Raw genomic sequence first — 22,346 nt, 5'->3', positions numbered from 1 at the left:
TCCCATGTGCTGAATCTGCGCGTCAGTAGGGCCGAAAAATTCGGGCCATGCAACTTTCAAAACGTCGGATTACGCCGGTTTTTGTCCCAAATGCCGTTAGGGAAGCCCGTTTCGGCGGCAGGTCTCAGCCATTTTCAGGCGGCGGGGCCGGAATGGGAAGCGCCAGATAAGCCTCGGCCGGAAGCCGGACGATCCCGCGCAAGCCAAGCGTGTCGCGGTGGGATGCGCCCAGAGCTGTGATCGCCTTCTCCAACGCTTCGGCGATGCGCGCCGGGTCATGTCCCCGTGCCGCGATATAGGGCAGAGCGGGGGTCGGCGTTGTGCGGTCGAGTTCCCGCAGTTCGGCGGCAAAGGGATCGTAGCGCCGGATCATCTCCCACGTGAGCGCGTCAATGGCCGCAATGTCGGCGCGGCCCTCGGCCACGGCGCGGGCCGAGGCAAGATGCGCGCCGGTCTGGACAAATGCGCCAAACATCACGTCAAACCCCGCCGCATAGCCCATCGGTGCGGCCCAGCCCGATTGCGACAGGGGTTCGTTGTAGGCCAGCCGCTTGCCCTCGAACCCGCTGATGTGATCGGCGTCGCTGTTCGGATGCACAACCAGAACCGAATTGTAGAACCCCGGCGCACAACCCGGCAGGCCATAATCCGGCGTCGCCACCAGTGTGACCGCCGGGTGCAGCCGCGCGCGAAACGGCAGCGAACAGGTCTGCGCCAAAAGCAGCTCGGGTGATTGCCAGATTTCCCACAGATCTCCCTCGCGCGTCAGTTCCTCGGGACCGTCGCCCAGCTCCGCCCGGATCGCCGCCCAGAACGCATCATTGGCCGCCGCCGTTTCGGGGCGGTCATACATCGGCAGGGCGGCAATCATCCGCGTTCGACACGTTGCCGGGCGAGCGCGCTGTCGCGGTCATTTATCCCAAGCATAGGGGCCACCATGCGCAGCAGGGCGTTTTCGGCGTGATCGCGTTCACCATCGGCCAGCACGACCTTCCACAGGTCCTCGATCACGGCCATGCGGTTGTCATGCGGGACCGCGTCCTTGATTGCGCGGGTAAAGCGCACCGTGTCGGGGGCCTCGGCTTCCAGTTGCTCCGCCTCCTTGCGAAGCGCCGTGGCCTCAAAGGGCGACAGGCCATAGCGTTCGGCGGTGATCCGGTCGATGGTGGCCATCTCGCCCTCGTCAAAGGTGCCGTCGGACCGGGCGATGCGGACCAGAAGCGCGGTGAGTGCAAGCCGCGCATCCGCGTCGGGCAATGTATCGGGTTCGGGCTGGGTCAGCCGCTTGAGAAAATCTGCAAACATGGGGGAAGATATAGCCACCTGCGCGGCCCGCGCCAATGGGGTGCGATCAAACGTTTATCCCAATTGCGGCACCGCGCCAAAGCGGAGGTTGTCGACGGCGATACCCTCGGGGTCGGTATTGGTGATCACGAAGCCTGCGATATCCGGACGCAGCCCTTGACGCATGAAGCCGAACTCACGATCCGACAAGGGCGTCAGTTCCACCGCGTCAATCACCGTACCGTCGCGGCGCAGAAAGGTGATCAACGCCGTGCCGTCCTCACCGCCCAGAATGTCAAAGGACAATGCGGGCTGGTCATCGTCAAACAGCACCGCCAATGCGCCTTCGCCCTGTGCCTCGCGTTTGGGGAAGCGGGCGGGGCCGAAACCGTTGATGACATTGCTGGGACCCAGTCTGTGAATGCTGAACAGTTCGCCCGCCGGGCCGGGACGCAGGGCCAGCGGGGCCAGGGCCTGCCCGGCGATCACGTCGAAATCCCCCACGGCACCGCGTATCTGGCCGTGAAAATGTTCGCCGAACTGCGCGCCGTCGAGCACCAGCACGTCGCGATGTTCGATCCCCGGACCCATGCCGCTGGGCTGATCGTCAAAGGTGATGACATGGGCCAATGGGAGGGTTTCGGGCGGCACGACGCAAATCGCTCGTGCGCAGGCGGCGGCAACCGAGGCCGCGAGGGAAAATCCAAGCGCAAGACCAACTATCCGGACCATGGCCAAGAATAGCACGGTTTCAGGGGCCTGTCGCCAAAGTTGAGGAGACGTTCAGACGGGGGTCAGGGGATCACCTCGGCGCTGTCGCGGGCTTCGCGGCTGTGTTCCTCGCTCACGCCCAGCATGTCCTCGATCAGGTCCACCAGCGCGACCTCGTGTTCCTCGCGGATGCCATCGGCCAGCACGACGGACCAGAGCGCCTGTACCACCGCCAGCCGCTCCTCGTAATCGACCGAGGCGCGGAGGATTTCGGCAAAGCGCGGCGTCTCGGGTCCGGCATGTTCCAGCCGTTCACAATCGGCCCGCATCTTGGCGGCCTCGACCGGGTTCAGCCCGTTGCGCTGGGCGAGGATCCGGTCGATCTGTTCCAGCTCTTCAAAAAGGTAAACGTGATCCGCCTTGGCCACGCGGACCAGAAGCGCGCCAATCGCATGGGCCGCGTCCAGTTCGGGCAGCGGTTTGTCGGGGAGCTCTCCGCCGGTGAACAGTGTCTTCAGACGCTCGATAATGCCACTCATGATCCATGCCTCCGGTTACCCGGTCAAAGCCTGCAACCGGTAGCGCAGATCGTCAATGGCAATCCCGCCCGGGTCGGTATTGGTGAGCGTGCAACCCACGATGGGCGTATCAAACGCCAGCCCGATGCCGGTGATGCCGGTGGCCAGCGGGATGTCGATCCGGGCCATGGGCTGTCCATCGCGGCTTAGACAGGTGACATGTGCTGCGCCGGGGCGGGCGGCTTTGCCCAGCGGGTCGGGATAGCCGGAATGGATGCGCAGCCCGATCAGCGACTGGTCCTGCGTGAAAAGAAACGCCGCGCTGCCTTCGCCCCGTGCGGCAAGCTCGGGAAAGCCGTCCGGGCCAAGCGGAAACAGCGCCATGGAGCCGAAGCCCCGGTGCAAGGCAACCGACAGCGACTGGCCAGCTGGACCGTTCAGAAGCGTCAGCGGTTTGTGGGCTTGCGCGCTCAGCAACGCATCATGGCGCTGCCCGCCGGGGCTTGTGCGCGTGCCGATCTCTTGTCCCGCGAAATGGCTGCCCAGCCGGACACCGGCACCGACATAGCCCGCATCGAGATTATGTCCCGGCTCAGCAGCCTGCGGAAGGGTTTCGAAATCCAGATGCCCGTCCAGTTGCGTCTCCAGCGGCGGGTAGGGGACAAGCGTGATGCCATCAGCATGGGCCGGGGCGGTCAGAAGCGTCAGGCAGACCGCGACGTCACGGCCGCGCACGGTTGCGCTCTTCCTTGCTCAGCACGCGCGGGGTCGCCACCGGGGCCATGTCCGGCCCGGCGAAAAACGGCGTGTTGCGCCAGCGGCCCGAGGTGAACTGGACAAAGGCCCGCGACAGGAAGGTCCACGCCATGCGGCCCATGCCCTGATCTTTCGCGGGTTTGCGCGCGCCCCGCGCATAGACCGTATTGACCCAGGCCCGCACCTTGCCCAGTGCCTTGGGGTCACCGCGATGGTTCGAGGCGATGACACCGGCAAAGGCGATCTTGGGCGATTGGACCGTGTTGGCCACCGGCGTGTTGCAACAGGTCGTGTGCCAGCGCATCAGCCCTTTGGGCGACAGACGCAGCACGCCGAGGTTCTCCGCGCCCTTGGTAAATGTGATCTGTTCCGGCGCAACTTGCAGGATTTCCGTGCCCCCCGCCGCGTCCAGCACAGTATCCGCCCCCAGATGCCGCGCGGCAGTCTGGCAATCGGCGCAGTAGCAGATCAGGTGCAGGCCCGATTTCGGGGCCTCGATGTGCCATTCGGTTTCGCCACAGGGGCAGGAGAAGGGGGTGTGGGTCATGGGGGGAAGGTAGGTTGAAGGCGGGCAGGGAGCAATACGGTTGCTACGGCTTGCCCGGCGCGGAATCAAGGCGAAGCCGCCGCGCGATCGGTCATGCCAGAGGCATGCTTTCAGCATGACCCGCCCCCCGGGCTGGCGATTTGCCTGATGTAAGCGCGCAGATCGAAAGTCATTCGGGTTTGGCTGGGATAAAGTGCCCCGCGCAGCGGTCAGATCGCCATCCCGCGGTCTGGCCATCACGCGGCGCGAACCATGCACGCTTTGTCTCGCACACAAGACATCGCTGCCCGCACCCAAGGGCCCGCCTTGCCCTCCTGCCTCGTCCACGCTCTGATGATGCCATGCAACCTTCGGCGCTCAGACAGAACCGCAATTTCCGCCTGCTGCTCAGCTCGGCGGGCATTTCCAACCTTGGAGACGGAGTCTCGGCGCTGGCCTTTCCGTGGCTGGCCACGCTGATCACCCGCGACCCGATGCTGATTGCCATGGTCGGCTTTGCCACACGGCTGCCATGGCTCTTGTTTGCCATCCCGGCGGGTGCCTTCATCGACCGGTTTGACCGGCGCCAGATCATGCTGCGCGCCGATCTGGTGCGGCTGGTGCTGACCTTTGGCGTCGTGGCGCTGATCATCAGCTTGCCCGACCTGCCCCCGCCGCAGAACGAGGCGCTCTATATCGGCACACTTTCGGCGTTGGCTTTTCTTCTCGGAATGGCAGAGGTGATGCGCGACAACGCGGCGCAGACCGTGCTGCCCTCGGTGGTGGCGGAACCGGATCTGGAAACCGCCAATGGCCGGATCTGGAGCGTTGAAAAGATCATGGGCAGCTTTGTCGGCCCGCCGCTGGCGGGCGTGCTGATTGCGCTGTCCGTGCCCGCGCCTTTCCTTCTGGATGCGGCAAGTTTTGCCATCGCGGCCGCGCTGGTCTGGACCATGGGGATTCCCAAACGCGCTCCTCCGGCCCGCCACCCCCTGCGCGTGGAACTGGCCGAAGGCTGGGCATGGATGCGCGAACATGCAGTGATCTTTCGGCTCGCCTTGATGCTGGGCCTGATGAACGGGGCGGGCATGCTGGTGATGTCGATGCTGGTGCTCTATTCACAGGAAATCCTCGGGCTGGGACCGGTGGGCTATGGCCTGTTGCTCAGCGCCGGGGCCGCGGGCGGAGTTATGGGCGGCGTGATCGGCCCGGCCATCGTGGCCCGCATCGGACGGCAGGCCAGCGTCATGATCCCGCTTGCCGTTATGCCCCTGGGCTACGCGATCTATACCCTGACTGCACATCCGGTGCTGGCCGGGCTGGCGGAATTCTCGATCGTTTTTAGCGGCATGCTGTGGAACATCGTCACCGTCTCTTACCGCCAGCGCCACATCCCCGATGCGCTTCTGGGCCGGGTCAATGCGCTCTACCGTTTCTTTGGGTGGGGCAGCCTGTCCATCGGAGCTTTGCTGGCCGGAATTCTCGTGTCCTTGGCAGAGCCGTCCCTTGGGCGGGATCTCGCGCTCAGGGTGCCCTTTGCCGTCGCGTTTGTCATAGCAGCAGGGCTTTTGATCTACGGTGCACGACGGTTGCGGCTGTAACGCCGGTAGCGGGTTGCGCCCCCCGTCCTTTCCGCCTACATAGCCCGGCAACACCAGACCCGTGCGAGGCTTTATGGAAAACGTCGTCCTCATCATCCACCTGCTTCTGGCGCTGTCCCTGATCGGCGTCGTGCTCATGCAACGCTCGGAAGGCGGTGGCCTTGGCATGGGAAGCGGCGGTGGCGGCGGCGCCATCTCGGGCCGTTCGGCGGCAACCGCGCTGGGCAAGGTGACGTGGATTCTGGCGATTGCCTTTATCATCACCTCGATCACTCTCACGATCATCGCGGCACAAAACGCGGCCGGATCGTCGGTCATCGACCGGCTCGGGCCGGTCTCCGAGGATAGCGAAAGCCCCTCGACCCCGTCCCTGCCTGCAGGTGACGACCTCTTGCCGCCGGGCGAGGGTGACGATGGTCCGCTGGTCCCGCGCGCGGATTAATCCGGCAATATCCTGAACACGCCCTGCGCGTATCCCGCGCAGGTTATCCACCATCCATTGAGGCAGCATAAGCGACCGCAACAGCATCTTGCGGTTCGCTGGACAAATCATTGCGAATCCTCTATTTGTGAAATCCCGTGATGCAGCAGTTTTTTCTCACGAACTGTCGGGCATTTCAGACCACTGAAATTCACGGGGGACGCTTCGAATATGGCGCGCTTTATCTTTATCACCGGCGGTGTTGTTTCGAGCCTTGGCAAAGGGCTGGCATCTGCCGCGCTTGGCGCGCTGTTGCAGGCGCGGGGCTTTTCGGTCCGCCTGCGCAAACTTGATCCCTATCTCAACGTCGATCCCGGCACCATGTCGCCCTTTGAACATGGCGAGGTCTTTGTGACCGATGACGGGGCCGAGACCGACCTTGATCTGGGCCATTACGAACGCTTCACCGGCGTGGCGGCCCGCAAGACGGATTCGGTCTCGTCGGGCCGGATCTATTCCACCGTGCTCGAAAAGGAACGTCGTGGCGATTACCTTGGCAAAACGATCCAGGTGATCCCGCATGTGACCAACGAGATCAAGGATTTCATCTCGATCGGCGAGGATGAGGTGGATTTCATGCTCTGCGAAATCGGCGGCACGGTTGGCGATATCGAGGGCCTGCCCTTTTTCGAGGCGATCCGCCAATTCTCTCAGGACAAGCCGCGCGGGCAATGCATCTTCATGCATCTCACGCTGCTGCCCTGGATCAAGGCCTCGGGCGAGCTGAAAACCAAACCGACCCAGCACAGCGTGAAAGAACTGCGCTCGATCGGTATCGCGCCCGATATCCTCGTCTGCCGCTCCGAGGGGCCGATCCCGGCCAAGGAGCGCGAGAAACTGGCGCTGTTCTGTAACGTGCGCCCTGACAGCGTGATCGCCGCGCAGGACCTGTCGACCATCTATGACGCGCCGCTGGCCTATCACCGCGAGGGTCTGGATCAGGCGGTTCTGGACGCCTTCCAGATCAGCCCCGCGCCCAAGCCCGACCTGACCAAATGGGAAGACGTGAGCGACCGCATCCACAATGCCGAGGGCGAGGTGCGGGTCGCCATCGTGGGCAAATACACCCAGCTTGAGGATGCCTATAAATCCATTGCCGAGGCGCTGACCCATGGCGGCATGGCCAACCGCGTGCGGGTCAAGGTGGAGTGGGTCGATGCCGAGATTTTCGACAGCGAAGACCCCGCCCCGCATCTGCAGGGTTTCCACGCGATCCTTGTCCCCGGCGGCTTTGGCGAGCGTGGCACCGAGGGCAAGATCAAGGCCGCGCAATTCGCGCGTGAACACAAGGTGCCCTATCTGGGCATCTGTCTGGGCATGCAGATGGCGGTGATCGAAGCAGCGCGCAACGTGGCCGGTGTCTCGGGCGCGGGCTCGGAAGAGTTCGACCACGAGGCGGGCAAGAAACGCTTTGAGCCGGTGGTCTATCACCTCAAGGAATGGGTGCAGGGCAACGAGAAAGTGTCGCGCAAGGCCGATGACGACAAGGGCGGCACCATGCGTCTGGGCGCCTATGACGCGACGCTGAAAGAGGGCTCCCGCGTGGCGCAGGTCTATGGCTCCACCGCCATCGACGAACGCCACCGCCACCGCTACGAGGTGGACATTGCCTATCGCGAAAAGCTCGAGGAACACGGGCTGGTGTTTTCGGGGATGTCGCCGGACGGGCGTCTGCCCGAGATCGTGGAATGGGCCGATCACCCGTGGTTCATCGGCGTTCAGTTCCACCCGGAGTTGAAGTCGAAACCCTTTGATCCGCATCCGTTGTTCCGGGATTTTGTAAGGGCGGCGAAGGACGTCAGTAGGTTGGTTTGAGCCGCTCGCACATTCTCTAAGTTTTGCAGTCAGTCTGAATCCACGATTTCCACTATCCTAACGGGTAGCATCGCAAAGCCTCGATCATTTCTGACCAAATCGCAGCGCAAACCCCTCTCTTTATGAAATTGCAAATACCTCTGTTCTTGGTCTTGGGCCAACCCTTCTGTGGTACCGCTGTTCATGCATCGATGGCAGATAGCTAGTCCAATCTCATTGCGACCACCCCAAGGTGATTCAGACACGATACAGTTGTCGCAGAGATGGCATATTGAATAGTCGGGCATTCTAACCTCCATAGTGAGTGAACGAATTCTGCGACACCCGCGTATCCCATCCAATGCACACGGTTCGACCAGGCAAATGCAAGTCACATCAAGTTCGGTGGCTTTCGCTGACATGTGTCGTCAAAGCCGCGCATCGACGGGCCGCGGCGCGGCGATCTGACCGCTGAAATAGGCACTTTATGCCTGACATGTCCGCAAACAATCTCAGCGATGCGCCAACGTCAACAAAATCGCCGTGCCGTGGGGGCGGCCCGGCGATGCGCGGCGGGCATGCGCCCTTTATTCCGCGCGGGGGCTTCACTCAAGCGTGTTGAAGCAACTCAAACTTCCCCCTAACGTCTCCCCATGACCCAGACCCCCTTCGCTTGCCCCTGTGGCACCACCGAATGGCAGATCGACACCCCCAAATCCGGGCTGCATCTGATCTGCTACCGCGCCGATTGCCAGACCGCCGCGCTCGCAGGCCTGGCAAAGATGACATGGGAATCCGGCCAGTGGCACGGCAAGGCCCGCATCCAGAGAGGTCGGCGACACCTGCGACACGCTCTGTTCATGCCGGCCCTCGTCGCCATGAAACGCAATCCTGACCTGTGCGCCAAATACGATGCCCTCCGTGCCGCCGGGAAACCTCACAAGGTGGCCGTCACAGTGCTCATGCGAAAACTGCTCATCCTGGCAACCACGCTTCTGAAGCAGAACAGACTCTGGCAGCCAAAACCGGCTTGACCGGGACGGGTACTTGATTCCGCGCGAGGGCATCCTGTTCGTATGTCCGCACCAGGCTCAGAGCCGACACATTCGGCAACGCAGATCACGATCTTCAACCGGGCGTCCCGGACCTCTCCAGCCACCTCCAAGCTGCGGTGCTGCAAACCTTCGTTGCCGCATCGTCGCACCCTGCTGCGCCCCCGTGACAATGCCGGGGACCGCTCTTATAAGGCGCGGGAAAATTCATAACCCAAATGACCCCAAGGACGAGCGACATGACCATTCAGGTTTTCGGCCACAAATCCCCCGATACAGACAGCACCGGCTCCCCCATCGCATGGGCTTGGTATCTTTCCGAGATCAAAGGCACGCCTGCCGCGCCCAAGCTGCTGGGTGAACCCAATACCGAAGCGGCGTTTGTGCTGTCCCACTGGGGTCTCGACAAGCCCGAGATCATTTCGGGCGTGGACGCCGATGCACCGGTTGTCATCGTCGATACCAACAACCCCGCCGAACTGCCCGCCGCGATCAACGATGCCGATATTCAGGGCATCATCGACCATCACAAGCTGGTCGGCGGTCTGGAAACCAAAGGCCCGATCGACATCCGTATCGAGCCGCTCGCCTGCACCGCGACCATCATGTACAAGATGATGGGCAAGGATATCGCCCAGGCACCCAAGGGTGTGAAAGGCGCGATGCTGTCCTGCATCATCTCCGACACGCTGGAATTCCGCTCGCCCACCACCACGCAGGAAGACAAGGCGATTGCCCACGCGCTGGCCGATGATCTGGGCGTGGATATCGCCGAACTGGCCGAGCAGATGTTTGCTGCGAAATCCGACGTCTCGGCCTTCTCCGATGCCGAGCTTCTGCGCATGGACTCCAAGGAATACGAAGTCGAGGGTACCAAGTTCCGCGTCTCCGTGCTGGAAACCACCGCGCCGAAAATCGTGCTAGACCGCAAGGACAGCCTGATGAGCTCGATGACCGATGTGGCCAAAGAAGACGGCGTGGATCAGGTGCTGCTCTTTGTCGTGGACATCCTGAACGAAGAAGCCACCCTGCTGGTGCCCAACGATCTGGTGAAAACCGTCGCGGCCAAGAGCTTTGATGCCAATGCAGAGGGCGACACCGTTGTGCTGCCCGGCGTGGTCAGCCGCAAAAAGCAGATCATTCCGAACCTCAAGCTCTGATCCGGCTTTGATCCGAATGCCCCCCGTGCGAGCGATCGCGCGGGGGTTTTTCTTTGGCACCGGTCTGTTTCTGCGATAAGGCGCTCCCATGTATGACGCGATGAACAAGAACATCTTTGGCTACTGGCATCAGGGGCGGGATCACGCGCCGGATGACATCAAGATGTGCTGGGACCTCTGGGCGCGGATGAACCCGGACTGGGATCTGCGCATTCTGGAATGGGAGGATATCCGCCCGCTGCTGGAAGAGCACGGCGTGGACGGCACCCTCATGTCCTATACCGGGATTTCCAATATTGTCCGACTTGCCGGATTGACCGAGCATGGCGGCATCTGGGTCGATGCCTACACGGTTCCATTGCGCCCGTTGGAAGCGTACCTGCCGCCACTGATGGAAACCGGGTTCTTTGCCTATCACGATCCCTATCGCAAGCGCATGGCCGAGACGTGGTTTCTGGGGGCTGTTGCAGGCAACCCGCTGGTCAAGGGCTGGCGCGACAAGATGCTGGAATACTGGCGCATCCCGCGCCGTCCCATGCGTTTCAAACGCGAACTGGACCGCGGCACCAAGGGCGAGATCCTACGGTTAATCGGGAGGGTCCAGGACCGTATTCAGGGCCCGCTTTCGATCCGTGGTCCAAAACGCATCTATCAGCCCAAGGACCCGAACTGGGCGGTGGATGTGAAACGCGGCGGGGCGGGGATTGTCACCCCGTATTTTACATGTGCCATGCTGTTTGACCTACTGCTGGAAGAACAGCCCGAACTGCGCGCGGACTGGGGAAAGATGCCCAAGCGCACGTCTTATGACGTGCTCTACCTGCGGCATTGGAAAAAGCGCTACCGCGAGATGACCGAGCACGACCTGCGCGCGCTGGTCTCGCATACCGATATGCAAAAGCTCAGCCTGCCCACGAAACTGCCGGATTGGGCGATGGAGATTCTCAGGGATATGGCTGAAACGCAGATGCCCAAGGAATGACCCGCGCGGTCGTCCGTTGTTCTTTGCGGTCGTCCGGTCTAGCGTCCGGCGATGGGACAAAAGCAAGCCACGCCATCCGCTGATCAACCGTTTCTCGGCATCCTGCTGATGCTGGGATTTTGCGTGCTGGCCCCGTTGGGGGATGCCCTTGTCAAACTGGTGGGGGACCGGGTGCCTTTACTGCAACTGCTCATCCTGCGCTTTGCGATGCAGGCGGGGATACTGGCCATGGTCGTCGGTCTGACCGGGCGAAACTGGCGGATGGGCGGGCGGGTCTTGCGCCTGTCCTGGCTGCGCGCCGGGCTGCATATCGCAGGGATCGCCGCCATTTTCATAGCATTGCGTTACCTGCCCATCGCCGAGGCCATCGCGATTGCCTTTGTCATGCCCTTTCTCATGCTGCTCCTGGGCAAATACGTTCTGGACGAGGAAATCGGCGCGCGCCGCATGTGGGCCTGTTTCGTCGGTTTCACAGGCACGCTCATGGTGGTGCAGCCCACCTTTGCCGAGGTCGGATGGCCCGCGCTTCTGCCCCTTCTGGTGGCGGTGGTCTTTGCGCTGTTCATGTTGGTCACCCGCCAGATCGCGCGCGAGGTCGACCCCATCGCCCTGCAGGCGGTGAATGGCGTGCAGGCGCTGTGCCTTTTGCTCCCTGTCGCCCTGATTTTCGGAGCCGGTGAAATCCGCGCGCTGCAAATGGCTGCCATCGCGCCGGGGGACTGGAGCTTGTTGATTGCCATGGGCCTGACTGGAACGGTGGCACATCTTCTGATGAGCTGGAGCCTGAGATACGCACCCTCGGCCACTTTGGCCCCGATGCAATATCTCGAAATTTCGGTTGCAACGCTTTACGGCTGGATGATCTTTGCCGATCTGCCCAACGGGCTGGCGGCGGCGGGGATCTGCGTGACGATGGGCGCGGGGCTTTATATCGTCATGCGCGAGCGCTCCATGTCCCGCATCCCGCCGATTGAACAGCCCTGAGCAGCGGGATCAGCGCGTCGCGCGGCAGGATCAGCAAAAGCCCCGGTGTATCGGTTTCAAGATGGACCGGCCCCGTGGCCTCATTCGAGGTGCCCACGCGCCCGTCCGGGGTAAATTCCAGCCCGTCAATGGGCCATCTCAGCCCGGTGGACCGCCCGGCGACCGGGGCCATCGGAAAGAGCGACACGCGCGTGCCGGCCGCCAGATCAAGGGTGAGGTTCGGCGGAGCAAGGCACACCACATCATCCCGCCCCAGCAGCACACAGCGCTTGTCGGGACGGGCAGCAAGGCGATTGAAGACCGAAAGCTGGTGATCGACACGGGCCCCCAGGAACCCCAGCCCGAGGATCAGGGGGGCCGCGACATTGCGCAGGCATTTGTCGAAATCCGTGCTGTCCTGTTCGGCGATGTGATGTAGCGTTTCCGCGGGCAGCGCTGCGCGGGTTGCTACATTCAGAGAGTCGAAATCGCCGATCACGGCCTCGGGGCTGTGACCATAAGCCAGCACCGCCGCCGCGCCGCTATCGGCCGCGACAAAGCGGTTTGCATGCGGGCGCACGGCCTCAAAATCCTGCGACAGGACCTCGCCACCGCCGACAAGAACGATTGGATCGGGGCTGGAAACAATGGGTTGGAATGGGGCCAATTCGCCGTATTTCGTTAAAGGTGTCACAATCAAGTCACGAAATGATACGCTCTGAGGCACAGATTCGGACCGCTTTGGCCGGGTCAGCCATGTTAAACACGTGTTCGCAGGTATTTGGAAGGCGAGCAACCGAATGGTACAGACAAACAAGATACTCACGGTCTCGTATGGCACGTTCTCGTGCACCCTTGAAGGGTTTGACGAGTCATTCGAGACAATGAAAGCAATTGCCGAGTATTTCCGCGATCTCGCGGCAGATGACCGGTATTTCGGGGCCGAACCGCCGACACCAGACGCAGAAATGCTGGCACGGATCGCCGAGCGCGAGATTGCCCGCCGGGTCGAAGCGCATACAGGCGATGACGGTATCGTGCTGCGTCCTTCGCTGGCTGATGCAAGCGCGGTCAGCACCGCAGCCGCGCAGGAGACGCCACCCGTTGAAGAGCCGGTTGCAGAGCCTGAGCCGGACATGCCGGAAACAACCACAGCGGAAGAGGTCGAAGCGACCGACAGCATTGCAGACCGTGTTGCCGCCCTGAGTGCCATAGCGCAGGACGACGGTGCGCCCGAGGCGGCCTCCTCTGACATGTCGCACAATGAAGAGGTGATTGAAGAACCCGACGCGGCGGTGTCGTCCGAGGCCGATGCGCTGGATGATGCGGCCGCTTTCCTGACTGAAGAGGCGCTTTCCAGCGATGCCGCTGAGCCCGGGGTTGAGGCCGGCGCGGAGCAAGAACGCGCTGAGGCCTCTGAGGACGAAGACGAAACCTCCATCGCGGCCAAGCTGCGCCGCATCCGCAACGTGGTGTCCAACCCGGCTGCGCAAGGTATCGCCGAGACGGCCGCCTTCGAGGACAGTGAATTCTCTGAGGACGAACATGCCGAAAGCGACGGCGGCGATGTGATGGACAACGTCATGGCAACCCTGGGGTCCGGGGATGCCGAGGACGTGGTCGAAGACACGCCTGCTGCGCCGTCTGCCATGGAGATGGCTGATGTCGCGGAGTTTGATGAGGATCTGTCCGAGGCGGCGGAGGCTCAGTCCGACACGTCTGAGGCCGAGGCAGCGGAAACCGCGCCCGAACCGGAGCGTGAGGAGCAGTCCGAAGCAGAACAGGTCGTGGCCGAGGAAACGACCGCTTCCCCGATCCCCGAAAGCGCCCAGCCGCGTATTGCACCGCGCCGCCCCGTGCGCGTGGTCAAGGTCAAGCGCCGCTCGCTGCATCAAGCCGAAGACGCGCCCCAAGCCGACCCGGTCCAGCCGCAAGCCGCCGAGTCGGGTGACAGCAGCCTGTCTGCCGAGGACGAAGCCGATCTGCAGCGCGAGTTGCAGGAATTGGAAGCGGAGTTGGAGGGCGACACGCAACCCATGGCGGCGGACGCACAGGATGATGTCGAGACCGCAGAAGAGGAACTGACGGCCCCCGAAGGGTCGTTGCGGGCCGTGCGCGCGCTTGCCAACCGCGACCAGCTTGAATCGCTGGCCGAGGATGATAGCGACATGTCCCGGCTCATGGCGCAGACGAATGAAGAGATGCAGGAACCCGAGGGGCGCAACCGGCGCAACGCGATCGCCCATCTGCGCGCTGCCGTTGCCGCCACCCGCGCGGACCGCAGCGGTGAAAAACCTGCCAGCGATCCCGCCGATCCGCTGAATGCCTATCGCGCTGATCTGGCCGAGGCCGTGCGCCCCCGCCGGACTGTAAGTGCGCAGGACGAGGTCGAGACCCCGCGCGTGGCCCCGCTCAAGCTGGTGGCGGAACAGCGCGTGGATGTCGACACGGCCGAAGATCAGGCCGCCGCACAACGCGCGGCAGCCCAGGCCGTGCGCCCGCGCCGCGTGTCACTTCAGGATGCGGATGACGGTGTCGAGGGTGACGCAGGCGGTTTTGCGGCCTTCGCCGAAGAGCGCGGCGCCTCGCGTCTGCCCGACCTTCTTGAGGCCGCGGCCGCCTATATGTCCTTTGTCGAAGGCCGCGAAAAGTTCTCGCGCCCGCAGCTGATGAACAAGGTGCGCCAGATCGAAGAGCTGGATTCGTCCCGCGAAGATCGCCTGCGCAGCTTCGGTCAGCTTCTGCGCGAAGGTAAGATCGAAAAGGTCGAGGGCGGTCGCTTCACCGCGTCCGAGAGCATCGGGTTTCGTCCGGACGCGCGCGCCGCGGGCTGAGATTTACGCGACATGATATTGAAAGGCAGGGTTGCGGCCCTGCCTTTTTCTTGTCCGGCGTCAGCAGTTGGGCACGTTGACCGCCAATCCACCCAGCGACGTTTCCTTGTATTTCTCGTGCATATCGGCCCCGGTCTGGCGCATGGTTTCGATCACCGCGTCGAGCGGCACGAAATGTTGCCCGTCGCCGCGCAGCGCCAGAGAGGCCGCAGAGACCGCCTTGATCGCGCCCAGCCCGTTACGCTCGATGCAGGGTACCTGCACCAGCCCCTTGACCGGGTCGCAGGTCATGCCGAGATGATGCTCAAGCGCAATCTCCGCTGCGTTTTCAATCTGTTCCGGCGTGCCGCCCATGACGGCACAAAGCCCTGCAGCGGCCATGGCCGAGGCGCTGCCCACCTCGGCCTGACACCCGGCCTCGGCGCCAGAAATCGAGGCGTTGTACTTCACCAGCCCGCCAATCGCGGCAGCGGTGAGCAGGAACTCCTCGACGCGGCTGGCCGTGGCCCCAGGCACATGATCCAGCCAGTAGCGGATCACCGCGGGCATCACCCCCGCCGCGCCATTGGTGGGGGCGGTGACAACCTGACCGCCAGCGGCGTTTTCCTCGTTTACCGCCATGGCATAACAGCTCATCCAGTCATTGATCGTATGCGGGGCCGAGAGGTTCATGCCGCGCTCGGCCATGAGCTGATCATGGATCGCCTTGGCGCGGCGGCGCACGTGCAGCCCGCCGGGCAGGATACCGTCATTTTCCAGCCCGCGATTGATGCAATCGTTCATTACCTGCCAGATCCGCGCCACGCCGTCGTTGAGCGAGCGGTTGCAGCCGCGCGACACCTCGTTGGCGCGTTTCATCTGGGCGATGCTCTTGCCCGAGATCGAGGCCATCTCCAGCATCTCGGCAGCGGATTTGAACGGGTAGGGGACAGGTTCGCCCTCGTCCGTGTCCTTGCCCGCGGCCAGTTCGCCCTCGGTCATGACGAAGCCGCCGCCGATTGAGTAATAGGTCTCCTGCAGGATCACGTCGCCTTGCGCATCCGTGGCCATCAGGATCATGCCATTGGCATGGCCGGGCAGGTTGGGGCCGAAATCAAACTTCAGATCCTGTTTCGGGTCGAAATTCAGCGGCGGCAGCCCTTCGGGTTGAACCTGTTTCGCGGCGTTGATGGACGCAAGTGCCGCCTCGGCGCGTTCGGCGTCGTAGGTGTCGGGCAGGAAACCTGCGAGACCCAGAATGGTAGCCCGGTCCGTTGCGTGACCCACCCCGGTAAAGGCCAGCGAGCCGTGCAGCGAGGCGCGCAGCCCCGCGAATTCAAAAGGCGAGGCGCGCATCAGGTCAAGAAACCGCGCGGCAGCCACCATCGGCCCCATCGTGTGGGACGAGGACGGGCCGATGCCCACCTTGAACATCTCGAAAACGGACAGGAACATCAGGTTGCACTCCCTTCGGGTGGGTTGGCGTGGTGCGGTGTGCTGAACGGCGTGGGGCCAAGCCCCTCGGCCTGTGCGGCGCGGAGTGTGGCGGGGTCATCGTCGCGCAGCCGGGCAAATCGTTCAAGCGCGGGCCAGCGCGACAGCTCGAACCAGCCGGTTTCCCCTGGCGGATAGAGCGCCATCCAACGCAGGCAACAAGCGAGGTAGGGGTCAAGAATGGTCGGGGTGGTCGCTCCGATCCAGTCCGGTTTGCCAGCCAGCAGCGCGTCGAGCTTGTCGAGCATATCGGCAAGATTGCTCTTGGTCCGGGTGCGCAGGGCGGCGATGTCCCCGTCAATATACTTCTCGGGGTAAAACAGCATACGCAGCGCCGGATGCAGCGTATTGGAGAGGTAAAACAACCACTTGAGCATGTCGCCGCGGGCCGGGTCCGCCGGTCCCGGGGCCAGTCCCGGGTGCCGGTCCGCCAGCCAGAGCAGAATTGCCCCGGTCTCGAATATCGCGCCTTCGGGTGTTTCCAGCACCGGGATCAGCCCGTTGGGGTTCAGCCGCAGATATGCGGGTGACTGCTGCCCCCGCGCCGCGCGGTCGACCAGCACGGTCTCATAGGCCATCCCGCCGGTCTCCAGCGCGAGCCGGATGATCAGCGAGGCGTTGTCAGGTGCGTAATGCAGACGAAAACTCATGGCCGACACGTAACCCGGCATTGATCCGGGCGATGGCAGAAAAACGACCAGATACAACAGGAACCTGTCACTTGGCGCACAAGTCCTGTCTGCCGCGTTTCACACGCCACCTATTGTAGTATTGCGGGGGCTAACAGCCTATTCCGGAACAGTTTCTCCGGACCCGCCGAATTCGGAGGGGAAGTCCTTCATCTTGGGCAGGCCATCGGGCATCCGCAACACGGTTTCGGCATAGTTGACGTGCAGCCCCGGTTTGAACTCGACGCTGGGAATGACCGCCGCATAGACATCCGTCAGGCCAAGACCGGGATGTCCCGCCATCAGATGGCCACCGCATTTGGCGCACCATTTACGGTCGCTGTTTTCGGTCTTGTTGTATTGCAGGACGTGCTCTTCGCCCTTCACGATCCGGACCTTTTCCGGGTCCCAAAGGGTAAAGGCGTTGACCGGCCCGGCGGACCAGGCGCGGCAGCTCTCGCAATGGCAGTATCCCATGCCCGCGGGTTCCCCCGTGACCTCGATTTCAACGGCGCCGCAAAAGCACTGACCTTTATGTGTGTCTGACATGATCATCCCCCTTGTCTGGTTCCACAGTGGGCATCATAGCACAAAACATGGTCTGAAGGTTTTTCGATGTCCCGGACGTCCAACGGTTTGGACACCGAATTCTTCAAATGATTTCGGTCCGATTTGTTTCGATGAAATCGAGAGCCGATGTGAGATTACCGAAACTTGTGTGTTTTAGAGGTAAATACGCCCCAACTTCACCCGCAAAACGCCCTCGCAACCCGGGCGGCGATTTCCTATAACTTTGCGAAGTGTAAAGGAGTCACCCCCATGTCCGGAGAATTGTCGCCCATCGACAAGGCAAAATTCGTCGCTTCCAAGCGTGCGGCGGATTACGTCGAGGACGGCATGCGCGTGGGGCTTGGCACCGGGTCTACAGCGGCCTGGCTCGTGCGCTGTCTGGGCGAGCGGGTGCGCGAAGAGGGGCTGCGCTTCAAGGGCGTGCCAACCTCGACCCGCACCGCCGAGCTGGCCCGCGAGGTGGGGATCAACGTGGTCAGCCTTGATGAGGCGCGCTGGCTGGATATCACCATCGACGGGGCGGATGAGTTCGACGCGGAATTCAACCTGATCAAGGGCGGCGGCGGGGCGCTGTTGCAGGAAAAGATCGTCGCCACCGCCAGCGATCAGATGATCGTGATCTCGGACGCGTCCAAGCGGGTGGAACATCTGGGGGCCTTCCCGCTGCCCATCGAGGTGATCCCGTTTGGATGGCAGACCACGCAGGCGCTGGTCGAGGAATTGCTGGTCTCGGTGGATGTCATGGGGCGGCGCTCGACGCTGCGCATGTCCGGCGCGGCGCCCTATATCACGGATGAAGGTAACCACATCATCGACTTGCATCTGGAACGGATTGGCGACGCAAGGCAACTGGCCATGGTGCTCAACCAGGTGCCGGGGGTCGTTGAAAACGGATTGTTCGTGGATATCTGCGACACGGTGATCATGGGCTTTGGGGACGGCCGGATCGAATTGCGTGACATCAACACCGGCGCGGTGGAAACAGAAAAGCTAGATTTCGTGGAAACGGACAACCTGTTTGCCGATATCGGGGACTGGAAAAACGACTGAGGGGGCCATTCATGGCATTTGACTACGATCTGTTTGTCATCGGGGGCGGCTCCGGTGGCGTCCGCGCGGCGCGGGTGGCCGCGGGCGAGGCGGGGGCCAAGGTGGCGCTGGCCGAAGAGGATCGTTACGGCGGCACCTGCGTGCAGCGCGGCTGCGTGCCGAAAAAGCTGATGGTGTTTGCGTCGGGCTACAGCGAGATGGCCAGGGATGCGCAGGCCTATGGCTGGACCATGATGGCGGGCGGGTTCGACTGGCCCGCGTTCCGTGGCAAGCTGGAGGCCGAGCTGGACCGTCTGGAAGGGGTCTATCGCAACATCCTGAAAAACAACGGGGTCGAGACGTTTGACGCCCGCGCGCGGGTGGTTGATGCGCATACGGTTGAGCTGAGCACCGGCGAACGCAAGACCGCCAAACACATCCTTCTGGCGATGGGCGGCTGGCCTGTTCGGCCCGATTTCCCGGGGGCTGAACTTGCCATCACATCGAATGAAATTTTTCATCTCGAAGAGCTGCCGAAACGGATTCTGATTGTCGGCGGCGGCTATATCGCCTGTGAATTCGCCTGTATCCTCAATGGGCTGGGCGTTGAGACGACGCAGTTCTATCGCGGTGCGCAAATCCTGCGCGGCTTCGACGACGAGGCGCGCGGGCTGGTCAGCGAAGAGATGATCCAGAATGGGATCGACCTGCATCTGGGCACCAATGTGCTTGAGATGAAAAAGGTCGATGACGGCATCTGGGTCAAGGCGACCAATGGCACGGAGCATGTGTTCGATCAGGTGATGTTCGCCACCGGTCGCGCGCCCAATACGTCCGATATGGGTCTGGAAGAGGTTGGCGTAAAGCTGGGCCGTGGCGGCGCGGTCGAGGTCGACGAGTATTCCCAGACCGCGGTGCCCTCGATCTATGCCATCGGGGATGTGACCAACCGTGTGAACCTGACGCCGGTGGCAATCCGCGAGGGCATGGCCTTTGTCGAGACCGTGTTCAAGGGCAACCCGACGCCGGTGGATCATGACCTGATCCCGTCGGCGATCTTTACCCAACCCGAGATGGGCACTATCGGGCTGAGCGAAGAGGCCGCGCGGGAGCGCGAAGAGATCGAGGTTTACTGCACCTCGTTCAAACCGATGCAGCAAAGCTTTGCGGGGCGGACCGACCGGGTGCTGATGAAACTGGTGGTGTCCAAGGAAAGCCGCAAGGTCTTGGGCTGTCATATCGTGGCACCGCAGGCGGGCGAAATGATCCAATTGGCGGGCATTGCGGTCAAGATGGGCGCAACCAAGGAAGACTTCGACCGGACGGTGGCGGTGCATCCCACCATGTCCGAAGAACTTGTGACGATGCGTTCTCCTGTACGGAGCGCTTGAAAAAACGCGTTTGCCCCACAGGTTAAGGGGCAGGCAAACGAAGTGATTTGATCTGAGAGGAAAAGAGCGAATGGCAGGGAATTCTGGCGGCCCCTGGGGGGGCGGCGGCTCTGGCGGAAACAATGGAGATGATCGCGGATCGCGCGGGCCGAATGGCGGCGGGCGTGGATCTGGCAATGACAACCCACAGATCCCCGAGATCGACGAGCTGATGAAGAAAGGCCAGGAGCAGTTGCGCGTGCTCATGGGCGGGCGCGGCGGTGATGGCGGCGGACGTTCGGGCGGCGCGGGCGGCGGGGGCGGTGGCCCCAAGCTGACGCGTGGCACCGTGGGTCTTGGCATCGTGGGTGCGCTGGTGCTTTGGGGCATGGCGAGCTTTTACACCGTCAAGCCCGAAGAGCAGTCGGTTGAACTGTTCCTGGGCAGCTATTCCAGCACCGGCCAGCCCGGTCTGAACTTTGCGCCATGGCCCGTTGTTACAGCCGAGGTCATCCCGGTCACCCGCGAACAGACCGAAGATATCGGTGTGGGCGGTCGTGGCTCGGATGCGGGTCTGATGCTGACCGGGGACGAAAACATCGTCGATATCGACTTTCAGGTGGTGTGGAACATCTCGGATCCGGCCATGTTCCTGTTCAACCTGCGTGAACCGCGCCCGACCATCCGCGCGGTGTCGGAATCGGCCATGCGTGAGATCATCGCGCAATCGGAGCTGGCACCGATCCTCAACCGTGATCGGGGCATCATCGCCTCGCGGCTTCAGGATCTGATCCAGTCGACACTGGACAGCTACGATTCTGGCGTGAACATCGTACGTGTGAACTTTGACAAAGCGGATCCGCCCGCGTCGGTAATCGCGGCCTTCCGCGACGTGCAGGCCGCCGAACAGGAACGGGACCGTTTCCAGAACGAAGCGGATGCCTATGCCAACCGGGTCCTCGCCGAGGCACGCGGTGAAGCGGCACAGCTACTTGAAGAAGCCGAAGGCTATCGCGCCCAAGTCGTGAACGAGGCCGAGGGTGAAGCCAGCCGTTTTTCTGCGGTGCTTGAAGAATACCTCAAAGCCCCGGAAGTGACCCGCAAGCGTCTCTACCTTGAAACCATGGAGCAGGTGCTGGGCCGGGTGGACAAGATCATCCTTGATGAATCCACCTCTGGCGCAGGGGGGCAGGGTGTCGTGCCCTATCTGCCGCTTAACGAGCTGCGCCGAAACACCACCAGCGGAGGGTCGAACTGATGCGGAAAACCACTTTCCTACTGCCCATCCTGGTGATTGCCGTGGCGGGTGTGCTGTCTTCGATCTTTATCGTGGACGAACGTGAAAAGGCGCTTGTGCTGCAATTCGGCCGGGTTGTCTCGGTCAAGGATGAGCCGGGGCTGAGCTTCAAGATCCCGCTCATTCAGGACGTGGTCAAATATGATGACCGTATCCTGAGCCGCGATGTGGACCCGCTTGAGGTCACGCCGCTCGATGACCGTCGTCTGGTCGTTGACGCCTTCGCGCGCTACCGGATTTCGGATGTGAACCGCTTCCGCGAGGCCACAGGTGCCGGCGGGGATCAGGCGATCGACGTGGCGGGCCGCAGGCTGGATTCGATCCTGCGTTCGCAAACGCGTGAGATACTGGGTTCGGTGTCCTCGAATGACATCCTATCCTCCGATCGTGCGGCGCTCATGCAGCGTATTCGTAACGGCGCGGTGGGTGATGCCACCGAACTGGGGCTTGAGCTGATCGACGTACGTCTGAAGCGCACCGACCTGCCTGCGGAAAACCTTGATGCGACATTCGAGCGGATGCGCGCCGAGCGTGAACGGGAAGCCACCGACGAACGCGCCCGCGGTAACGAAGCCGCGCAGCGTGTGCGTGCGCAGGCCGACCGGACCGTGGTCGAACTGACCTCGGATGCGCAACGTCAGGCCGAGATTATCCGAGGTGAGGCTGACGCCCGCCGGAACGGTATCTTTGCCCAAGCCTTTGGCGCGGACCCGGAATTCTTTGAATTCTACCGCTCGCTGACGGCTTATCAGCGCGCATTGCAGGCCAATAACTCGACCATGGTGCTTTCGCCGGATAGTGACTTCTTCAACTATCTGAAGTCCGACACCGGCAAGGACGCGGATGACGCGGGAGCCGCTGCGGAATGATCGAAACGGCATTCCTGGCCCTTGGGCTGGTGCTGATCGTGGAGGGGCTGGCCTATGTGCTGGCCCCTTCGCTTGTGGAGCAACTGCTTGAAATGCTTCGCACATTGCCCGAAGAACAGCGGCGCTACATCGGCATGATCGCGCTTGCGCTGGGCGTGGTGCTTGTCTGGATTGCCAAGACGCTGGGCGCATGATGCGGGCATGCAGCGGCGGGTGCGCGTGACCCTTTCCATTCGCGCATCCCGTGTTACAGTTTTCACGTTCCGGTCACATGCGCTTGATCGCGCGAGAGTTTCTTGGCCTGTGATATTTGAGTACCTACATTGGGACTGAGGCACCGAAAGGGTGTGGTCATTTCGGGGCGGCATTTTCGCCCCATGTGCGAAAGCACCAACGACGTGAGAGGAG

General features: G+C 62.4%; 23 protein-coding genes. 13 read left to right on the top strand and 10 right to left on the bottom strand.

Going from position 1 to position 22,346, the window contains the following annotated elements:
* Positions 1-124 precede the first annotated feature (124 nt).
* From PGB28_RS01400 to PGB28_RS01375, 6 genes are all read right to left on the bottom strand, one after another.
* Entirely contained in the window at positions 125-871 is a 747-nt protein-coding gene (locus PGB28_RS01400; protein ID WP_271419680.1) for a phosphate/phosphite/phosphonate ABC transporter substrate-binding protein, read from the bottom strand.
* Entirely contained in the window at positions 868-1,305 is a 438-nt protein-coding gene (locus PGB28_RS01395) for a tellurite resistance TerB family protein (RefSeq protein ID WP_271419679.1), read from the bottom strand. The genes PGB28_RS01400 and PGB28_RS01395 overlap by 4 nt, the downstream gene beginning before the upstream one ends.
* A gap of 54 nt (positions 1,306-1,359) precedes the next feature.
* On the bottom strand, positions 1,360-2,016 hold the full coding sequence (locus PGB28_RS01390; protein ID WP_271419678.1) for a hypothetical protein: 657 nt from the start codon (positions 2,014-2,016) through the stop codon (positions 1,360-1,362).
* 62 nt (positions 2,017-2,078) lie between these two features.
* A complete protein-coding gene (locus PGB28_RS01385) occupies positions 2,079-2,534 on the bottom strand; it encodes a tellurite resistance TerB family protein (protein ID WP_271419677.1) in 456 nt (151 codons plus the stop codon).
* A gap of 15 nt (positions 2,535-2,549) precedes the next feature.
* Positions 2,550-3,248: a hypothetical protein gene (locus PGB28_RS01380; RefSeq protein WP_271419676.1), complete on the bottom strand. Its 699-nt coding sequence runs from the start codon at positions 3,246-3,248 to the stop codon at positions 2,550-2,552.
* Complete coding sequence (locus PGB28_RS01375) at positions 3,235-3,816, bottom strand: DUF6151 family protein (RefSeq protein WP_271419675.1); 582 nt, start codon at positions 3,814-3,816, stop codon at positions 3,235-3,237. Before PGB28_RS01375 ends, PGB28_RS01380 begins: the two co-directional genes overlap by 14 nt.
* Positions 3,817-4,157: 341 nt before the next feature.
* On the opposite strand from PGB28_RS01375, the gene PGB28_RS01370 reads away from it, so the two are divergent.
* From PGB28_RS01370 to PGB28_RS01340, 7 genes are all read left to right on the top strand, one after another.
* Positions 4,158-5,396, top strand: coding sequence for an MFS transporter (locus tag PGB28_RS01370; protein ID WP_271419674.1), 1,239 nt, complete (start codon positions 4,158-4,160; stop codon positions 5,394-5,396).
* A 73-nt stretch (positions 5,397-5,469) separates the two neighbouring features.
* Positions 5,470-5,838, top strand: a complete 369-nt coding sequence (secG, locus tag PGB28_RS01365; protein WP_271419673.1) for a preprotein translocase subunit SecG — start codon at positions 5,470-5,472, stop codon at positions 5,836-5,838.
* Between the two features lie 210 nt (positions 5,839-6,048).
* On the top strand, positions 6,049-7,692 hold the full coding sequence (locus tag PGB28_RS01360; RefSeq protein WP_271419672.1) for a CTP synthase: 1,644 nt from the start codon (positions 6,049-6,051) through the stop codon (positions 7,690-7,692).
* A gap of 632 nt (positions 7,693-8,324) precedes the next feature.
* Positions 8,325-8,705 carry a transposase gene (locus PGB28_RS01355; protein WP_271419671.1) on the top strand — a complete coding sequence of 127 codons (381 nt, stop codon included), beginning with the start codon at positions 8,325-8,327 and terminating at the stop codon, positions 8,703-8,705.
* Positions 8,706-8,962: 257 nt separating this feature from the next.
* Entirely contained in the window at positions 8,963-9,883 is a 921-nt protein-coding gene (locus PGB28_RS01350; RefSeq protein ID WP_271419670.1) for a manganese-dependent inorganic pyrophosphatase, read from the top strand.
* Between the two features lie 88 nt (positions 9,884-9,971).
* Entirely contained in the window at positions 9,972-10,865 is an 894-nt protein-coding gene (locus tag PGB28_RS01345; protein ID WP_271419669.1) for a capsular polysaccharide synthesis protein, read from the top strand.
* Between the two features lie 51 nt (positions 10,866-10,916).
* The gene (locus PGB28_RS01340; RefSeq protein ID WP_271419668.1) at positions 10,917-11,849 is read left to right on the top strand and encodes a DMT family transporter; all 933 of its coding nucleotides are present in this window, start codon (positions 10,917-10,919) and stop codon (positions 11,847-11,849) included.
* On the opposite strand, the gene PGB28_RS01335 is transcribed toward PGB28_RS01340, so the two are convergent.
* Positions 11,800-12,495 (bottom strand): thiamine diphosphokinase, encoded by a 696-nt coding sequence (locus tag PGB28_RS01335; RefSeq protein ID WP_271419667.1) that lies wholly within the window; start codon positions 12,493-12,495, stop codon positions 11,800-11,802. The genes PGB28_RS01340 and PGB28_RS01335 overlap by 50 nt on opposite strands.
* 133 nt (positions 12,496-12,628) lie before the next feature.
* Between PGB28_RS01335 and PGB28_RS01330 the strand changes: the two genes are divergently transcribed.
* Complete coding sequence (locus PGB28_RS01330; protein WP_408636194.1) at positions 12,629-14,662, top strand: hypothetical protein; 2,034 nt, start codon at positions 12,629-12,631, stop codon at positions 14,660-14,662.
* A gap of 60 nt (positions 14,663-14,722) precedes the next feature.
* On the opposite strand, the gene PGB28_RS01325 is transcribed toward PGB28_RS01330, so the two are convergent.
* The 3 genes from PGB28_RS01325 to PGB28_RS01315 form a co-directional block, all read right to left on the bottom strand.
* Complete coding sequence (locus tag PGB28_RS01325) at positions 14,723-16,096, bottom strand: L-serine ammonia-lyase (protein WP_271419665.1); 1,374 nt, start codon at positions 16,094-16,096, stop codon at positions 14,723-14,725.
* Positions 16,096-16,785, bottom strand: a complete 690-nt coding sequence (locus PGB28_RS01320) for a glutathione S-transferase family protein (protein ID WP_271419664.1) — start codon at positions 16,783-16,785, stop codon at positions 16,096-16,098. The genes PGB28_RS01325 and PGB28_RS01320 overlap by 1 nt, the downstream gene beginning before the upstream one ends.
* 138 nt (positions 16,786-16,923) lie before the next feature.
* Positions 16,924-17,352 (bottom strand): GFA family protein, encoded by a 429-nt coding sequence (locus tag PGB28_RS01315; protein WP_271419663.1) that lies wholly within the window; start codon positions 17,350-17,352, stop codon positions 16,924-16,926.
* 270 nt (positions 17,353-17,622) lie between these two features.
* On the opposite strand from PGB28_RS01315, the gene rpiA reads away from it, so the two are divergent.
* From rpiA to PGB28_RS01290, 5 genes are all read left to right on the top strand, one after another.
* Positions 17,623-18,423 carry a ribose-5-phosphate isomerase RpiA gene (rpiA, locus tag PGB28_RS01310; protein ID WP_271419662.1) on the top strand — a complete coding sequence of 267 codons (801 nt, stop codon included), beginning with the start codon at positions 17,623-17,625 and terminating at the stop codon, positions 18,421-18,423.
* 11 nt (positions 18,424-18,434) lie between these two features.
* A complete protein-coding gene (gene gor / locus PGB28_RS01305; RefSeq protein ID WP_271419661.1) occupies positions 18,435-19,793 on the top strand; it encodes a glutathione-disulfide reductase in 1,359 nt (452 codons plus the stop codon).
* A gap of 70 nt (positions 19,794-19,863) precedes the next feature.
* Positions 19,864-21,030: an FtsH protease activity modulator HflK gene (gene hflK, locus PGB28_RS01300; RefSeq protein ID WP_271419660.1), complete on the top strand. Its 1,167-nt coding sequence runs from the start codon at positions 19,864-19,866 to the stop codon at positions 21,028-21,030.
* Positions 21,030-21,938, top strand: coding sequence for a protease modulator HflC (hflC, locus tag PGB28_RS01295; RefSeq protein WP_271419659.1), 909 nt, complete (start codon positions 21,030-21,032; stop codon positions 21,936-21,938). The genes hflK and hflC overlap by 1 nt, the downstream gene beginning before the upstream one ends.
* A complete protein-coding gene (locus PGB28_RS01290) occupies positions 21,935-22,132 on the top strand; it encodes a DUF2065 domain-containing protein (protein ID WP_271419658.1) in 198 nt (65 codons plus the stop codon). The genes hflC and PGB28_RS01290 overlap by 4 nt, the downstream gene beginning before the upstream one ends.
* Positions 22,133-22,346: the final 214 nt, after the last annotated feature.

The sequence above is a fragment of the Primorskyibacter aestuariivivens genome, assembly GCF_028023675.1.
GTDB lineage: Bacteria > Pseudomonadota > Alphaproteobacteria > Rhodobacterales > Rhodobacteraceae > Marinovum > Marinovum aestuariivivens.
This window is presented reverse-complemented; position numbering and strand designations above follow the sequence as displayed.

Coding starts and splice junctions, on each gene's coding strand:
- PGB28_RS01340 (WP_271419668.1), top strand. CDS start 10,917: ATGGGACAAAAGCAAGCCACGCCATCCGCTGATCAACCGTTTCTCGGC.
- PGB28_RS01370 (WP_271419674.1), top strand. CDS start 4,158: ATGCAACCTTCGGCGCTCAGACAGAACCGCAATTTCCGCCTGCTGCTC.
- rpiA (WP_271419662.1), top strand. CDS start 17,623: ATGTCCGGAGAATTGTCGCCCATCGACAAGGCAAAATTCGTCGCTTCC.
- PGB28_RS01350 (WP_271419670.1), top strand. CDS start 8,963: ATGACCATTCAGGTTTTCGGCCACAAATCCCCCGATACAGACAGCACC.
- PGB28_RS01400 (WP_271419680.1), bottom strand. CDS start 871: ATGATTGCCGCCCTGCCGATGTATGACCGCCCCGAAACGGCGGCGGCC.
- PGB28_RS01290 (WP_271419658.1), top strand. CDS start 21,935: ATGATCGAAACGGCATTCCTGGCCCTTGGGCTGGTGCTGATCGTGGAG.
- PGB28_RS01330 (WP_408636194.1), top strand. CDS start 12,629: ATGGTACAGACAAACAAGATACTCACGGTCTCGTATGGCACGTTCTCG.
- PGB28_RS01360 (WP_271419672.1), top strand. CDS start 6,049: ATGGCGCGCTTTATCTTTATCACCGGCGGTGTTGTTTCGAGCCTTGGC.
- hflC (WP_271419659.1), top strand. CDS start 21,030: ATGCGGAAAACCACTTTCCTACTGCCCATCCTGGTGATTGCCGTGGCG.
- PGB28_RS01320 (WP_271419664.1), bottom strand. CDS start 16,785: ATGAGTTTTCGTCTGCATTACGCACCTGACAACGCCTCGCTGATCATC.
- gor (WP_271419661.1), top strand. CDS start 18,435: ATGGCATTTGACTACGATCTGTTTGTCATCGGGGGCGGCTCCGGTGGC.
- PGB28_RS01375 (WP_271419675.1), bottom strand. CDS start 3,816: ATGACCCACACCCCCTTCTCCTGCCCCTGTGGCGAAACCGAATGGCAC.
- PGB28_RS01325 (WP_271419665.1), bottom strand. CDS start 16,096: ATGTTCCTGTCCGTTTTCGAGATGTTCAAGGTGGGCATCGGCCCGTCC.
- hflK (WP_271419660.1), top strand. CDS start 19,864: ATGGCAGGGAATTCTGGCGGCCCCTGGGGGGGCGGCGGCTCTGGCGGA.
- PGB28_RS01390 (WP_271419678.1), bottom strand. CDS start 2,016: ATGGTCCGGATAGTTGGTCTTGCGCTTGGATTTTCCCTCGCGGCCTCG.
- secG (WP_271419673.1), top strand. CDS start 5,470: ATGGAAAACGTCGTCCTCATCATCCACCTGCTTCTGGCGCTGTCCCTG.
- PGB28_RS01315 (WP_271419663.1), bottom strand. CDS start 17,352: ATGTCAGACACACATAAAGGTCAGTGCTTTTGCGGCGCCGTTGAAATC.
- PGB28_RS01385 (WP_271419677.1), bottom strand. CDS start 2,534: ATGAGTGGCATTATCGAGCGTCTGAAGACACTGTTCACCGGCGGAGAG.
- PGB28_RS01355 (WP_271419671.1), top strand. CDS start 8,325: ATGACCCAGACCCCCTTCGCTTGCCCCTGTGGCACCACCGAATGGCAG.
- PGB28_RS01345 (WP_271419669.1), top strand. CDS start 9,972: ATGTATGACGCGATGAACAAGAACATCTTTGGCTACTGGCATCAGGGG.
- PGB28_RS01395 (WP_271419679.1), bottom strand. CDS start 1,305: ATGTTTGCAGATTTTCTCAAGCGGCTGACCCAGCCCGAACCCGATACA.